The 14088-nt window shown below is 39.3% G+C and carries 13 protein-coding genes; 5 read left to right on the top strand and 8 right to left on the bottom strand.

Translation table 11 applies throughout. The annotated features are described in order from the left end of the window. Together C8D94_RS04475 and C8D94_RS04470 are read left to right on the top strand one after the other, a co-directional pair. On the top strand, positions 1-1107 hold the full coding sequence (locus C8D94_RS04475; protein ID WP_115122673.1) for a helix-turn-helix domain-containing protein: 1107 nt from the start codon (positions 1-3) through the stop codon (positions 1105-1107). A 120-nt stretch (positions 1108-1227) separates the two neighbouring features. Continuing rightward, positions 1228-2847, top strand: a complete 1620-nt coding sequence (locus tag C8D94_RS04470) for a T9SS type A sorting domain-containing protein (RefSeq protein ID WP_115122672.1) — start codon at positions 1228-1230, stop codon at positions 2845-2847. Between the two features lie 103 nt (positions 2848-2950). Here C8D94_RS04470 and C8D94_RS04465 read toward each other — a convergent pair whose 3' ends face one another. The 3 genes from C8D94_RS04465 to C8D94_RS04455 are packed head-to-tail and all read right to left on the bottom strand — an operon-like array spanning position 2951 to position 6190. Continuing rightward, entirely contained in the window at positions 2951-3469 is a 519-nt protein-coding gene (locus C8D94_RS04465) for a DUF1697 domain-containing protein (protein ID WP_115122671.1), read from the bottom strand. 1 nt (position 3470) lies between these two features. Next, positions 3471-4697, bottom strand: coding sequence for a BaiN/RdsA family NAD(P)/FAD-dependent oxidoreductase (locus tag C8D94_RS04460; protein ID WP_115122670.1), 1227 nt, complete (start codon positions 4695-4697; stop codon positions 3471-3473). A 20-nt stretch (positions 4698-4717) separates the two neighbouring features. Further along, positions 4718-6190: a T9SS type A sorting domain-containing protein gene (locus C8D94_RS04455; protein ID WP_115122669.1), complete on the bottom strand. Its 1473-nt coding sequence runs from the start codon at positions 6188-6190 to the stop codon at positions 4718-4720. Positions 6191-6252: 62 nt separating this feature from the next. Here C8D94_RS04455 and C8D94_RS04450 point away from each other — a divergent pair, with 62 nt between their 5' ends. The 3 genes from C8D94_RS04450 to C8D94_RS04440 all read left to right on the top strand — a co-directional run bounded on the left by C8D94_RS04450 (position 6253) and on the right by C8D94_RS04440 (position 9776). After that, positions 6253-7287 carry an endonuclease/exonuclease/phosphatase family protein gene (locus C8D94_RS04450; RefSeq protein WP_115122668.1) on the top strand — a complete coding sequence of 345 codons (1035 nt, stop codon included), beginning with the start codon at positions 6253-6255 and terminating at the stop codon, positions 7285-7287. A gap of 276 nt (positions 7288-7563) precedes the next feature. Continuing rightward, the gene (locus C8D94_RS04445; RefSeq protein ID WP_115122667.1) at positions 7564-9033 is read left to right on the top strand and encodes a potassium/proton antiporter; all 1470 of its coding nucleotides are present in this window, start codon (positions 7564-7566) and stop codon (positions 9031-9033) included. 131 nt (positions 9034-9164) lie between these two features. After that, a complete protein-coding gene (locus C8D94_RS04440; protein WP_115122666.1) occupies positions 9165-9776 on the top strand; it encodes a hypothetical protein in 612 nt (203 codons plus the stop codon). Positions 9777-9794: 18 nt separating this feature from the next. On the opposite strand, the gene C8D94_RS04435 is transcribed toward C8D94_RS04440, so the two are convergent. The 5 genes from C8D94_RS04435 to C8D94_RS04415 all read right to left on the bottom strand — a co-directional run bounded on the left by C8D94_RS04435 (position 9795) and on the right by C8D94_RS04415 (position 14039). Continuing rightward, positions 9795-10292 carry a hypothetical protein gene (locus C8D94_RS04435; protein ID WP_115122665.1) on the bottom strand — a complete coding sequence of 166 codons (498 nt, stop codon included), beginning with the start codon at positions 10290-10292 and terminating at the stop codon, positions 9795-9797. A gap of 3 nt (positions 10293-10295) precedes the next feature. Continuing rightward, entirely contained in the window at positions 10296-11207 is a 912-nt protein-coding gene (locus C8D94_RS04430; protein ID WP_115123034.1) for a helix-turn-helix domain-containing protein, read from the bottom strand. Between the two features lie 14 nt (positions 11208-11221). Further along, entirely contained in the window at positions 11222-12316 is a 1095-nt protein-coding gene (locus C8D94_RS04425; RefSeq protein ID WP_115122664.1) for an MBL fold metallo-hydrolase, read from the bottom strand. Positions 12317-12450: 134 nt separating this feature from the next. Beyond that, positions 12451-13056 carry an SRPBCC family protein gene (locus tag C8D94_RS04420; protein ID WP_115123033.1) on the bottom strand — a complete coding sequence of 202 codons (606 nt, stop codon included), beginning with the start codon at positions 13054-13056 and terminating at the stop codon, positions 12451-12453. Between the two features lie 32 nt (positions 13057-13088). Next, a complete protein-coding gene (locus tag C8D94_RS04415) occupies positions 13089-14039 on the bottom strand; it encodes an SDR family oxidoreductase (protein ID WP_115122663.1) in 951 nt (316 codons plus the stop codon). Between the last annotated feature and the right edge of the window lie 49 nt (positions 14040-14088).

Below are 14088 nucleotides of genomic sequence, written 5' to 3'. Positions count from 1 at the left end.
TTGAAGTTTACACTAATCAACAGCTTGATTCTTGCCGGAGTTATTCAAGGATTTATATTTGGTATAATCTATCTTTTTTCGCCAAAGTATAAAAACAGGAGTTCGCAGTACTTGGCGCTGCTCATCCTAAGTTTTTCATATAACAACTTACAATTCTATCTAGCTGATGTTGGATTGCTTGCCGGGACCAAAATGTACCAAACACTCTACATTCCCATGGGGACGTTAATCCCTGTATTCATCTACTTTTATGTGTTGGAGTTTACTGGTTCTCTTGGGTTTAAAAAATGGAAGAGATTTTTATTCTATATACCCTTTATTGTTTTTTTTGGCAATGTACTCCTGTACAAGATTTGGAATATAATTTCACCTGTAGGAGTTCAGCTCTATGAGAAATTTAAGTTTGTAAACAACATCCAAAGTGTGTTCTCTCTCTTTTACACGCTAGTGCTCATAGGGTTATCCTACATTCATATAAATAAAATTGAAAAGCCCCAAGCTACGCACAGCCTAGATAATTTGAGATGGTTAAAAAAAACATTGCTCTTGCTGTTTGTGTTGTCTTTGCTTTGGTCTATTGCGCTGGTGAAATATCTAACGGATACGGCCTATAGCACCTATTTCAATATCCTATGGGCCGGGTTGTCCTTTGCCATTTATTGGTTGGTGCATCTAGGGATCTACAAATATGGTGTAAGGGAGGACCGAAAGAAAATAAGGAACTATGTAACCCAAAAAAAAACACCTTTAGTTACAGAGCACCATAAAAATGAACACATCGCAAGACTTGAACAGTTTTTAAGGGTTGAAAAAAACTTTTTGGACCAGAACCTTACATTAACTTCAGTTGCTAAAGAACTGGGTATTAGCAAGGGCCATCTTTCACGGGTCATCAATACCGAATTACAGACCAGCTTTTCAGACTATGTAAACACACTACGGGTACAAGAAGCCCAAAACCATCTTTCCAATCCAGAATTTTCAAAGTATACATTGGTTGCCATTGGGCTGGAAGCTGGGTTTAATTCAAAATCTACATTCAATAACACATTCAAAAAAATTACGGGTAGCACTCCTTCCCAGTACAAACAAAAGCATAGTAAATAAGTATGGCTTATTCGCACATGTGAATATCTTGGACGTTGACTTGCCAAGTGCTCGATACATTTGAGGTAACTAGTTTCAGCATAGTGCTGTGATTATTTTTAACCTCTAAAAACATGTATTATGAAAGCACAACTACTGCTACTGTGTATCGCTCTTTTGGGCATACAAGCTAAATCCCAATTTACCGAAACGACACGATTTGTCACCACGGACAGGACAGCAAATTCTGAACTGGGGATAGATGTTAACCTTGATGGCAACTTTGTCATTAGCGGGGCTTACCGAAATAGTTTTGACGCCAACGGTGCAAACCCAATTGACGAGGCAGGCGCCGCTTATATTTTTGAAAACAATGGAAGCGGTACTTGGACCCAAGTACAAAAATTGGTGGCCAACGATAGGGAATTATTTGCAGCCTTTGGTATTTCAACAGCAATAAGCGGCAATTACGCTGTTGTAGGGGCACAATTGGAAGATAAGGATGAAAACGGCGCCAACCCCATAAACAATGCCGGCGCCGCATATATTTTTGAAAGGGATGGTAGCGGCACATGGGTAGAGGTACAAAAAATTGTTTCTTCCACTAGAGTGGCTGCTGGCAGTTTTGGTATTTCAGTAAAAATTGAAGGAAACACAATACTGGTAGGCTCGCACTTCGACGCTACCGACGAGGATGGAAACAACTCCTTGCCACAAGCAGGTGCTGTATTTGTTTTTGAACGTGATGGAAGTGGTACTTGGATAGAAACACAAAAAATCGTGGCCAGCGATAGGGGCAGCGGTGATAACTTTGGTATAGACGTGGCAATGGATGGCGATTTTGCCGTTATAGGTGCCTATTTCGATTCCCAAGATGCCATGGGAGCTAGTGTGTCCGCTTCAGGCACAGCATATGTTTTTGAAAGAGACGGAAGTGGAAATTGGAACCAAGTACAGAAAATCGTTGGATCAGACAGGACGATGAACGATAGATACGGCGAGGATGTTGCAATTCAAGGAGACATTTTGGCGATTGGCGCCAGGCTCTACGATCTTGACAGTGCTGGGGGCAACCCCGTTACCGATGCCGGAGCCGTTTATATGTATGTACAGGACGGAAGTGGTGTATGGAACGAAGTGAAAAAAATTGTTGCGGGCGACCGAGCAGAAACAGATGTCTTTGGATTTTCAGTCTCTGTGGATAATGGTTATGTGGCCGTAGGTGCCAGATTGAACGATTTTGATGCCTCTGGCGGGAATTTCCTACCCAATGCTGGTGCCGCTTATTTATTTGAACAAAGCACTGGAGGGTCGAACAATTGGGGCGAAATACAAAAAATAGTAACAAGCGACCGCTCTATAGAAGATCGCTTTGCGCATGAGCTCGTCTTGAAGAACGGAAGGTTGATCTCTGGTTCGCCTTTCCAAGATCAAGACCCATCCGGCAACAACGATGTGACCAATGCAGGGATGCTTTATGTTTTTGAGGACCCTAACCTCTCTGTGCTTGATCAAGAGAATGAAATAACTCTTTCTGCTTTTCCAAATCCGTTCCTAGAGTATGTTACCATAGCACTGGGAGGTGAGCCTGAGACGGGTAAGGTTAGGGTAACAGATATGCTGGGACACCTTGTTTATACCTCAACGTTCCACAATACAAACTATATACAACTCCCTTTAGAAGTAGCTACTGGAATGTATATAGCCAAGCTTACAACTGCTCGTGGGGATATAGCTACCATAAAACTAGCTAAGCAGTAGTTAGCGCTAAAAGTGTCGTCATGCCCTTAGATGAGGGTGTGGCGATAACTTTTAGTAATCCAACATATAGAATTTAGGCTTCATAAAAGGAAAGAAAAATAGCTTATAAGGTAAGAACCTTAGAAAGCGTGTTATAGTTTCTAGCCGTAGCCACAACGCCTAGTTTTTTTTCGAACACATTAGAGCTCAATTTGGCTTTTCCCGCTCCCTCGCCATAATATATGTAGATGCAACTTGGTGTTATGAAGAACTCTTCTAGAGGACTTGAGAGCTGTTGAATTCTATCTATGATTTTTTGGTCCGGCGCAGTTTTCAGCAATATAAAATAGCTCTTGGTCTTTTTCTCTCCAAATAATGGACAGTTGTCCAGTATGTGTTCGATTTTTGATGCATTGTGGACCAAAACCGGCACTTGCCAGCCGTACTTTTCAGTGATTTCGGTTGTTATCAAGTTAGAGATCTCTTCTGTATCTTTTTCAGATTGAAAAACCCAATTACCTGTATGGAGATATATTTCAGCATTTTTAAGACCTAGTCGTTCAGCCATTGCCACTTGCTCGGCCTTCGGAAATTTTTTATGGCCTCCTACGTTAATGCCTCGAAGAAATGCTATCTTTTTCATACTAAGCTGTAATTGCTTTTGCTACCAAATATCCGCCCGTCCAAGCATTCTGAAAATTGAAACCGCCCGTAATGGCATCTATATTCAATACTTCTCCTGCAAAATAGAGATTTGGGTGTAGCTTGCTCTCAAAGGTTTTAAAATTTACTTCCTTGAGCTCCACACCTCCGGCAGTGACAAATTCTTCCTTAAAAGTGCTCTTCCCGTTTACCTGAAATTCACTCTGCGTAAGTTCTTCTGAAATTTTAACGAGTTGCTTCTTAGAGATATCTGCCCAAATCTGGGTCTCTGGAATCCCTGAAGCTTTCAGCAGGGATTGCCACAAGCGTTTGGGCAGTTCAAATTGAGCATATTTGTATAGGGTTTGCTTAGGGTTTTGGTCCTTTAAAGCCAATAAATTTTCCAAGACTTCTTCGGTTGGAAGATGCTGCAACCAGTTCACCCTTATTTTAAATGTATAGCCTGTGGGTTCCAAAAGGCGGGCCCCCCAAGCGCTCAATTTTAAAATAGCGGGACCGCTCATCCCCCAATGGGTAATCAACAAGGGTCCTTCACTCTGTAATAGCGTTTTATTTTTTTTTGAAAGCACGTGTACCGAAGCATCTACAGCAATTCCCGGTAAATCCTTGATACGGTCATCCTCAATATTGAAGGTAAACAATGATGGGACCGGCGGGACAATACTGTGCCCCAAGCCTTCAAGGAGTTTCCAGATTTTAGGATTGCTCCCTGTGGCAACTACTATCTTTTTGGCTGAAAATTCTTCTGAAGCTGTCACGACCTTAAAACCTTCTTCGGTTTTTGAAATTTGTTTTACAGCCTGTCCCTTTAGCACTTCAATCCCTAATCGTTCTGTTTCTGAAATAAAGCAATCTATGATGGTTTGGGAACTGTTTGTAGTGGGAAACATACGGCCGTCTTCTTCAATTTTAAGGGCCACTCCCCTTTCATCAAACCAGGTAATGGTATCGCCCGTCATAAATGTATGGAAAGGTCCCAACAGCTCTTTTTCCCCTCTAGGATAGTTGGCTGAGAGCTCCTTTGGGATAAACTGGGCATGGGTTACATTACAACGACCTCCCCCTGAAACTTTTACCTTGGTGAGAACTTCTTTCCCACGTTCTAAAATAGCAATTTTTAATGTGGGATCGAGTGCAGCAGTGTTGATAGCCGTAAAGAAACCAGCAGCTCCTCCCCCAATAATAACAATATCGTAGTTGTTTTTCAAGACCTGTTAGTTTACAAAAATCAATCAATCAGCAATTTTTTGGTAAACTGGCCGTCATTAGAGGTAAACCTAACAAAATACATCCCCGAAGTAAGATTGAACGTTACTTCATTTTGGTTTTTAAGGTCTGTCTCACGAAAAACTGAAACACCATTTGTGGTAAATATCTCTACTGTTTCTATTGAAAACTCTTCGGCAAAATGAACGTTGTTTTGGGTTGGATTTGGGTAAAAACTGAAAGTCTCGAGGTTGTTTTCAGAAACCGATAACACGGTACACGCCACAGGGTCGAACAGAACTTCGCCCAAGGTATTGTCATCCACCTGATGGAATATAACACTTTCGGCAATTGCCAAGGTATTGGGCACTCCTTCCACCCAGCAATTGTTCAAGGCAGAGATGGTATTGGGCGTATTGTTATAAAGCGCAAAGGTTTCATTATTGTTTCCATTTTCAGAAAAGATATTTTCACCTGGGTTGGTAGTGCCATTGCCTAGATTGATGGAGGCTTCACCTTGCAGAGTAATGCCCCACAAATTTCTTCGGATTTCATTTAAAAAAGCATTTATTTCTACATCATTTGTAGAAGAATTTATATTAATACCACTTCCACCCAGATTGGGGTTGTTTTGAATGGTATTGTCCTCTATGATATTGTGGGAAATTTCAACAGTTGCATTACCGCCTATCACCGCAATACCATATCTATTGTCCCTAATCTCATTGTTCGAAATAACAGCCCGAATGGTACCACCCACAAGGTTAGCTATTGCAATGCCACCTGCTTCGGTATTTAGGGGATCGCCAATGATGATGTTGTCTATAATTTGAAGATCTTCTGTTGTGCTCGTGGTTCCTAAGTTAATCTGGGGTCTGTTGGCATTAAGGGTATTATTCCCCTCAATATAGTTGCCGGAAATAGTTGCAGACACATCAGAATTTGCCGCAGCGCTAATGGCTGGCAACTCATTAAAGGTAATTTCATTATTGGTTATTTGCGGCGTGCCCCTTGATAGGGAAATTACGGCTCCCGTAGTTGCACCGCCTTCAACATTTTCAGTAATGATACAATTGTCTATCGTAAAATCCTCGGTCAAAACCCGCAGTCCGCCACCCTTTGTAATGGTTGCATTTTGGATGGTAATAGTTGAAAATTCTTCAAACCGAAAACCCTCATAAGGCAAACTGGTATCTGCAGCCGTGAAGATAGATTGCGTTGCACTAACCTCAAATTCGCCAAAGACGGAGAGCAAAATGGCATCTTCGAATAAAACGGTGGCATCTGTATCTATGCGTAACTTATCATTTTCTGCAATAACCAAATTCTCCAGCAGTGTAAATTCAGAGCCATTGACAGATATGGTAGACGGGCTTGCATTTGCAATATCGGTCAAGGTCCAATCTACGCCAGTATTAGGGGTTGTATAGGTTTGTGCCAGGACGGTAGCACAAGTCAAAAAAATCATTAGTAGCAGGGAAGTAATATGTTTCATAATATTGTTTTAAACTATTACAAAAATACTTATTTCTCCTTTGGAACTCTTACTTTTATGGAATGATTGCTATTTATGTAATTAGTATTTTCTTTATAGTCTCACCCTTTTTCCCTGCGACCGGAAACCCCCATTGGTTTTTCCGTACGGCAGATTTTGTGAGATTACAATCTATTGCCGTTGAATTGATTTTGTTGGCCTTACTGACTTTTTTTGGTTGGAAATTCTCAACTTTTGAGTGGGTACTAGCAGGTGGATTGCTTTTCAGTATTTTTTATCAATTGTTCAAAGTTTACAAATACAGTTCGTTTCATCCCAGAAAAAAACCGGATTTTCCCAGCGATGGGTGTGTGTCCATCCTGGCCGCAAATGTGCTACAGGATAATAAGGAGTTTGACAGATTTTTAAGTGAGGTAAAACGGTACGATCCAGATCTCGTGCTCACTATGGAATCTAATGAGGATTGGGAAAAAGGCTTGCAACAACTTGAAAATGAATATTCGCATACCGTTAAAATTCCGTTGGAGAACTATTATGGCATGCATTTGTATTCCAAAAAAGAGTTATACGATGTAAGTACCGAATATCAAATTGAAGATGATGTACCTTCCATTTTTTTTGATTACAAGCTCGATAACGGAAAAAAAGTATTTTTCGCCTGCCTTCACCCGGCCCCGCCAAGCCCCACCGAAAATGAAACTAGTAAGGAACGAGATGCTGAGCTAATGCTTACCGGGAAGATCATTCGAGAACAGGATAAACCCACAGTGGTATGTGGCGACATGAACGATGTGGTTTGGAGCAGGACCACAAGATTGTTCAAAAAGATGACGGGAATGATAGACCCGCGTGTGGGAAGAGGTTTTTTTCCCACCTACCATGCTGGGTATCGCTTTATGCGCTTTCCACTGGACCATTTGTTCCACACCAAGGACTTATTTGTAAAAGTGATGGAACGCTCCAAGAACTTTGGAAGTGACCATTTTGGGATGTATTATGAGATACATCTTAAAAAAAAAGTCCAAACCACACCTAAGCCCAAGCTAAATGGGGATGATAAAGATGAAGTTGAGGAATTGATTGATAGGGTGGATTGATTGCCTTATTGTTCAGAATCGTTCTTTTATTTCAATAACAATTCCAATAAACAAACATAACAACGCTGTTCCAACAGCCAAAGCACCTAAGCCCATAGTATAAATTTTAGGGTTCAAAAATAACAAAAAAACTGTTTAAGTGGTAAAAATTGGTGTATAGTTATTATTTGAAAAACACATCTAAAATTTCAATCAAAATATATTACATAGTAAGGTTATAATACCCATATCCTTAGTGAGAAGCAGTATCTTTGTGAGGCAAGCCAAAAGAGATACATGAATTTAACGATTGAAAATATACTGTTAGTTGGTTCTCTATTACTTCTCATTAGTATTCTTGCAGGAAAGACCTCCTATAAGTTTGGCGTTCCCACTTTATTGCTCTTTTTGGCCATTGGGATGCTGGCAGGTTCTGAAGGCATTGGCGGTATTTTTTTTGATGACCCAAAACTAGCACAGTTCATAGGTATTGTTTCGCTTAATTTCATCTTGTTTACAGGTGGGCTGGAGACCAATTGGACATCCGTAAAGCCTATTCTTCGGGAAGGTATCGCCCTATCTACCTTGGGGGTTTTTTTAACGGCAATTTCCGTGGGGGCTTTTGTTTTTTTCCTTACCGATTTTACCATTTTTGAAAGTCTCCTATTAGGCTCCATAGTCTCCTCGACAGATGCCGCTGCCGTATTTTCGATATTACGCTCTAAAAGCATCGCATTAAAAACCAACCTTAGACCTACCCTAGAGCTGGAAAGCGGTAGTAACGATCCTATGGCATACGTGCTCACTATTGCTTTTTTGAGCCTTGTGGTTAACCAAGACCAAAGCTACCTGTCTATTTTTCTGTTGTTTTTCCAACAGATGATCTTTGGCGGTATCATAGGTTTCACTTTTGGGTTGCTTAGCAAGTATATCGTCAACAACATCAAGCTGGATTTTGATGGGCTTTACCCGGTTCTTGTCATTGCGCTTATGTTCATCACGTTTTCAACTGCAGATTTTTTGGGCGGCAATGGATTTCTTGCTATTTACATTTGTGCCGTTTACCTGGGCAACCAAAACCTGATACATAAAAAATCTATCCTCAAAGTTTTTGATGGTTTGGCCTGGCTTATGGAAATTGTCCTATTCCTTACATTGGGACTGCTCGTTTTTCCTTCGGAGATCATTCCATATATGGGTATTGGATTGCTCATTTCTTTGTTCTTGATTGTGGTTGCGAGACCTATTGGTGTTTTCCTAAGCCTGATGTTTTTTAAGATGAGACTGAAAAGAAGGTTCTACATATCCTGGGTTGGCTTGCGTGGCGCCGTACCCATTGTATTTGCTACGTATCCTCTCTTGGCAGGAATTGACAAAGCGAACATGATTTTTAATATTGTTTTCTTTATTTCGGTAACATCGGTATTAATTCAAGGGACCACACTTTCAATAGTCGCAAAATGGCTACGGGTATCGTTACCCAAACAAGCAAAAAAACTCACTGCGACAGATTTATTACTGACAGAAAACCCCAAGGCAGAATTGAAGGAAATTCTAATTACCCCAGATTATTTTGCTGTAGATAAAAAAATTGTAGAATTAGGTTTTCCGAAAAATGCAATAATAGCAATGATAATACGAGGTGATAGCTATATAACCCCAAACGGATACACAAAAATTGAAGCAGAGGACACTCTAGTGGTACTTGCAGACAAGCCTGATGTATTTGATGAAGTGGACAGAACACTTAAGTCTAACAAAAAATAGCAATCAACATATCAAACCTTACCACCTTGAGGCTTGTTTAGAATTTTTCTTTTGTCAGTAAATCATTAAGCGTGTGGCATACAGTCCATAAAACAAAGCTCGATTTTTGCTATCTTTATAAAAACACTGAAATGAAAAATACTATTTGGTTATTAGTGCTCTTGCTCATAAGCACTGCTTGTTCAACTTCAAAGACCATCCCATCACAGTGGATGTCTAATGAGTTTAAAGAAACACCATTTGACAGGATGTTGGTGTTTGCGAACACAGAAGACAAGGTGCTCCAAGACCGGTTTGAGGATAAAATGGCAACAGTTTTGGTCTCTGAAGGCATTACCCCGGTAAAAATGCACGAATTGTTTCCAGAGGTTGAATACAAGGAAGATTATTCACAAGAAGAGATAGATAACTTTGTTCAGAGATGCACAGCTAAGGACATTGACAAGGTACTAGTGGCTTCCCAAAAATCGATGACCGTTGATACTGTATTGGCCAAGAACTTACGTAATTACTTTAATTCTTTGGAGCCATTGAGCCTCAGCCATAAAAAAGATGAGGATTTGGTGTACGACAAAAAAGAATTGACCACGTATACTATTGAAGCAGCAGTGTACGACATTGCGGTGACAACTGAAGACAAACCTATCGCTACAACTACCTTAAAAGTCACCGACCCAAAGTCTAATGAAAGAATAGAGAATAGATTTTTAAAGGAAATCGAAAAACTTTTTAAGAACAGATAGCAAGTTTATATTTCCAAACTATTTATTGTGAGTCAATAGTTGTTCGTGATACGTTTCAATTCGGGAGTGTGCAGTTCCATCTACTAACAAAATAACTATTAGCATCGCAATTGTCGTGATACCAATGGCACGCCAGGTTGGGGTATTTATAAAGAGAATAACTAAAGCAGCAACAATAATTAGAATAGGAATTACCTTAAATACCACTGTGTATTCTTTTAAAGTGCTTTCTGAACGATCAATCTCAGACTGATAGAAGGCTGGTGCATCAGCATTGTAGTCTTTTTCAAATTGGCCCACCCTTTGCATATTTGTGTAAAGCAATCCGCTGCCAATTATAAGCAATAAAATACCCGCCACTAAAGTAGGGATAATGTAGGCTCTGGCTAGTTCCGTTTTACCGAGCTGCCAAAACCCGATACTGGCAATTAAAAATAATATCGCAAAAAAGATAAAAAATCGTGTAGAGAAGACTTCGGCTTTGGCCCATTCTGTGGCTAATTTTAGTGTTTCCATAATTTAGTTCAATTTATATTTTTCTCTATATTCTGTTGGGCTAACGCCTTCTTTCTTTTTAAATAATCTCGAAAAATAGGGCGGATATTCAAAGCCCAAATCGTAGGCTACTTCAGAAATTGTTTTGTTGGGGTTCAACAATATATTCTTTGCGGCATCAATGAGGTATAATTGCAAGTGTTCGGTCGAGGTTTTCCCGGTTTCTTTCTTAAGAGTGTCGCTCAGGTAACGTTGTGAAACAGAAAGTTGTGCTGCAATATTCTCTATAGTGGGGATTCCTTCTTCTTGTAATTTACCCGATTCAAAGTAAGCTGATAATTGCTGGTTAAACTGTTCTAGCAAATCGTTCGATAGTTCTTTTCTATTTAAAAACTGCCTTTCATAGAAGCGATTGGCATATTTCAACAAGGTATCTAATTGAGAAATAATAATTTCTTTACTGAATTCATCATGATTGTTTTGGTATTCAATTTCAATGTTCTCTACAATAGATTCTATTTGCTTTTCCTCTTTGGGTGAAAGATGCAATGCCTCATTAACCGAATATGAAAAAAAGCCATATTTCTTAATTTGATGCGCCAATTCAGTTCCTTTCAGAAAATCTTCGTGAAAGTTTATTGAAAAGCCTTTTCGCTCAAAAACTACACTGTTATCCCATTGCAATACTTGCCTTGGGGCAATAAAAACTAAAGCACCATTCGTAAAATCATATTTTGTTCGTCCGTAGTTTAAATCGCCCGCTACGTATTTTTTAAAACTAATGGAATAACAGTCATTTGTAATGGGTGGCGAAGTTTCTCTCGGACAAGGGAGATACCCATCGCCTTTTGAGTTGAACACACTCAACATAGGATGCTCTGGTCGAGGCAATTCTAGATACTCTAAATAGGATGATAGGGTTTTAAAGTGTTGCATATTCATCTATACTTTTAATTTTTCGATTCCCACCAATGTGTAAACTGTTGTAAACTATCGTTTAGGTTCACTTGTTCACCAATCATTGGTGTGATTACTTTTTTTTCAGATTGAATGTTTTCAGCCGTTATCTTCTTTAAGGGTTCGTCCCAATCGTGATTTGCAAGCGTAAATTTTCCAGAATGAACTGGTAGAATACTTTGTGCTTTTAAATCGTTGGCAGCTTTAAACTGTTCTCCGGGTAGCATATGTATGTATTTCCATTTTTCGTCATATTGTCCGTTTTCAAGAATTGCAAGGTCAAAAGGTCCATGTTTTTCTCCAATGACCTTAAAATGGGTACCGTAACCACTATCGCCACCAATATAAATAGATGTCGATGGTGTTTTTAATACAAAAGACGCCCAAAGTGTCTGTGCGCGTTTAAAACCTCTCCCTGAAAAATGACGGGTAGGGGTGATGTGTGCTACAAATCCTTGGTCAAGATGTATAGTGTCGTACCAATCCCCTTCTATAATTTTAGTAGGATTGTAACCCCAACGCTCCAGATGAGCCCCATTTCCAAGCCCAGTAATTACTTTTTTCGTTTTAGGATCTAACTGCTTAAGGGTATTATAATCCATATGGTCCCAATGGTCGTGCGACAGGAACAGATAATCAATTTCAGGAATGTCATCTGTATTATAGATATCGGTTCCTTTGTATGCCTTTGTAGTGAACGATAGTGGTGACGCATTTCCGCTTAATACTGGATCTACCAATATCTTTTTCCCATCTAACTGCATAAAATAAGTAGAATGTCCCATCCAGATCAATACATTTTCAGTTGGATCAAGTGTTTTTAAGTTAGTTTTAACCGAAGGTACTTTTAAAGTTGGTTCTTTAGGCTTTGCGGAAAAAAGAAATTCATACATAACCTTGCTATAGCCAACCCCTTCGGTAAGCATTGGGGTGTCATTTAAATTTTGAAAACTACCAGCAACATAGTTGGGAGATTGTCTTATTCTCGACAATCGCTCGTCAGCTGGATGTTTGCCAAATCTTTCGGTATTTAAAAACGCCACGGTACCCAAGCTTATTAGTACAACTATTATAATTAATCCAATCATTATTTTTTTTACTATCGCCATTTTAGTTCTACACTTGTATTTCTTTTCAATTTACTTGATATTTAACTATTAGTGCTCATTGATCAATAATTATTATCTTGAATTTAAGTGCGCTAATTAAAAATCTGAAACCATTATTTCATTGCTCCAATATTACTTACAATATTTGCAGGACCTTCGGGAAACCAAGTCTTTATTAAAAATTTTGGAATAGAACCCACAGGTATATAATCTGCATTATAGGTTATTTTTGTCGTTTCGCCATCAATTCTTTCAAACTCATAGATTACCTTGTAATCTGACATTCTTTCTACATCCTTTTGCTTGTAATCACTGGATGTTGCGATGGCAGTAAAAATTAGTTTATTATCCTGTCTTGTACGTTTAATGTTAAGTACTGTGTCGCTGTTGGGTAATGGCCAAGGCGCATCGAAATAGTAATAGGCCAACCATTCATTCTCTGATATTTTTTCTATCTCCTTGGTTATCGGGGTGCTTTCTAAAAAATTTTTATGATTGGCTGTGTTAGAAAAATAGCTGTCTAGTTCATCTAGTGATGTGTTTGCCATAGTTTTAGCGATATAATGAAAATGAGTTCCTTTATCCTCTTTTATTAATTCGTACTTTACAGTGGTTATGCCGTCTTTAGAGTTTTCAATCGTCCAGTTTCTATTTTGGGAAAGTGCACCTAGGGAAATTAAGAGTAATACTGCTGTTCCTAAATTTTTTATGTGATTCATTTTTTTTGTTTTAAGAGTTTGAAAATTGGTTTTTATAAATTCCACTTCACACCTGTGGCCTGTTCGGATACTTCCCACAACTTTTCAGCTACAGCTTTATCTTTTGCGTGGGATTCTAATGTGTGTGCTCCCACCGGACCTGTCCAATTGTTTTTGCCTGTTGGGCCATAAAAACCGCTTTGATCTAAATTTGGCTCTGTAGCACACATTAATTGCGGATACGCACCTTTTTCAGCCGATTGCACCATTGGTGTTAACTTCATTAGTTGCCATATGAAACGAGTTAGTAAGCTACCGCTGGTTTTAATCAATGAAGTACTGGAAGCACCTGGATGACAGGCATACGCCTTCACCTCAGTTTTACCCGCTTCTTTTAGTCTGTCTTGTAATTCGTAGACACACATAATCTGGGCTAATTTACTTTGGCTATAGATACCATTTGGACTGTAGTTCTTATCCCAGTTCAGATCGTCAAATTGTATGGTTTTAATTCCTAAATTATAACCCATACTGCCTACCACAACGATACGCCCTTTTGATTTTTCTATCAGCGGGAACAATAGAGCCTGCAGCGTAAAGTTTCCGAAGTGATTTGTACCCATTTGGCTTTCCCAGCCGTCTACGGTAAGCGTTTGTTTGGGTACTTGCGCAATGGCAGCGTTACAGATAAGCGCATCGATTTGAGGGATCGTTTTTAAAACTTCTGCTGCTGCCTTTTTTACTGATGCTTGTTCTGCCAAGTCCATTGTGATGTTAGATACATCTATGGTATTGCCAAGTTCTTGTCGTAACGTTGCAATGGTGTCTTCTGCTTTTTTTGGGTTTCGATTGAGCATTACCACTCTTGCTCCTTTCGATAGCAATATTTTCGCTGCTTCAAACCCTGTGCCGCTTGTAGTTCCTGTTATGACGTATGTTTTGCCATTTAAATTCCCTATCCTTTCTGGAATCCAGCCTTTTTTGCCAAATTGTGTTGTTTTCATCTTGTATTTTATTTGAATACAAAGATCAGTACTAAGCTGGCATCTAGTC

Source organism: Marinirhabdus gelatinilytica (assembly GCF_003353425.1).
Taxonomy (GTDB): Bacteria; Bacteroidota; Bacteroidia; order Flavobacteriales; family Flavobacteriaceae; genus Marinirhabdus; species Marinirhabdus gelatinilytica.
This window is presented reverse-complemented; position numbering and strand designations above follow the sequence as displayed.

Excerpts from the sequence above, each read along its gene's own strand:
- C8D94_RS04470 (WP_115122672.1), top strand. The coding sequence starts at position 1,228 with ATGAAAGCACAACTACTGCTACTGTGTATCGCTCTTTTGGGCATACAA.
- C8D94_RS04465 (WP_115122671.1), bottom strand. The coding sequence starts at position 3,469 with ATGAAAAAGATAGCATTTCTTCGAGGCATTAACGTAGGAGGCCATAAA.
- C8D94_RS04455 (WP_115122669.1), bottom strand. The coding sequence starts at position 6,190 with ATGAAACATATTACTTCCCTGCTACTAATGATTTTTTTGACTTGTGCT.
- C8D94_RS04450 (WP_115122668.1), top strand. The coding sequence starts at position 6,253 with ATGATTGCTATTTATGTAATTAGTATTTTCTTTATAGTCTCACCCTTT.
- C8D94_RS04445 (WP_115122667.1), top strand. The coding sequence starts at position 7,564 with ATGAATTTAACGATTGAAAATATACTGTTAGTTGGTTCTCTATTACTT.
- C8D94_RS04440 (WP_115122666.1), top strand. The coding sequence starts at position 9,165 with ATGAAAAATACTATTTGGTTATTAGTGCTCTTGCTCATAAGCACTGCT.
- C8D94_RS04435 (WP_115122665.1), bottom strand. The coding sequence starts at position 10,292 with ATGGAAACACTAAAATTAGCCACAGAATGGGCCAAAGCCGAAGTCTTC.
- C8D94_RS04430 (WP_115123034.1), bottom strand. The coding sequence starts at position 11,207 with ATGCAACACTTTAAAACCCTATCATCCTATTTAGAGTATCTAGAATTG.
- C8D94_RS04425 (WP_115122664.1), bottom strand. The coding sequence starts at position 12,316 with ATGATTGGATTAATTATAATAGTTGTACTAATAAGCTTGGGTACCGTG.
- C8D94_RS04420 (WP_115123033.1), bottom strand. The coding sequence starts at position 13,056 with ATGAATCACATAAAAAATTTAGGAACAGCAGTATTACTCTTAATTTCC.
- C8D94_RS04415 (WP_115122663.1), bottom strand. The coding sequence starts at position 14,039 with ATGAAAACAACACAATTTGGCAAAAAAGGCTGGATTCCAGAAAGGATA.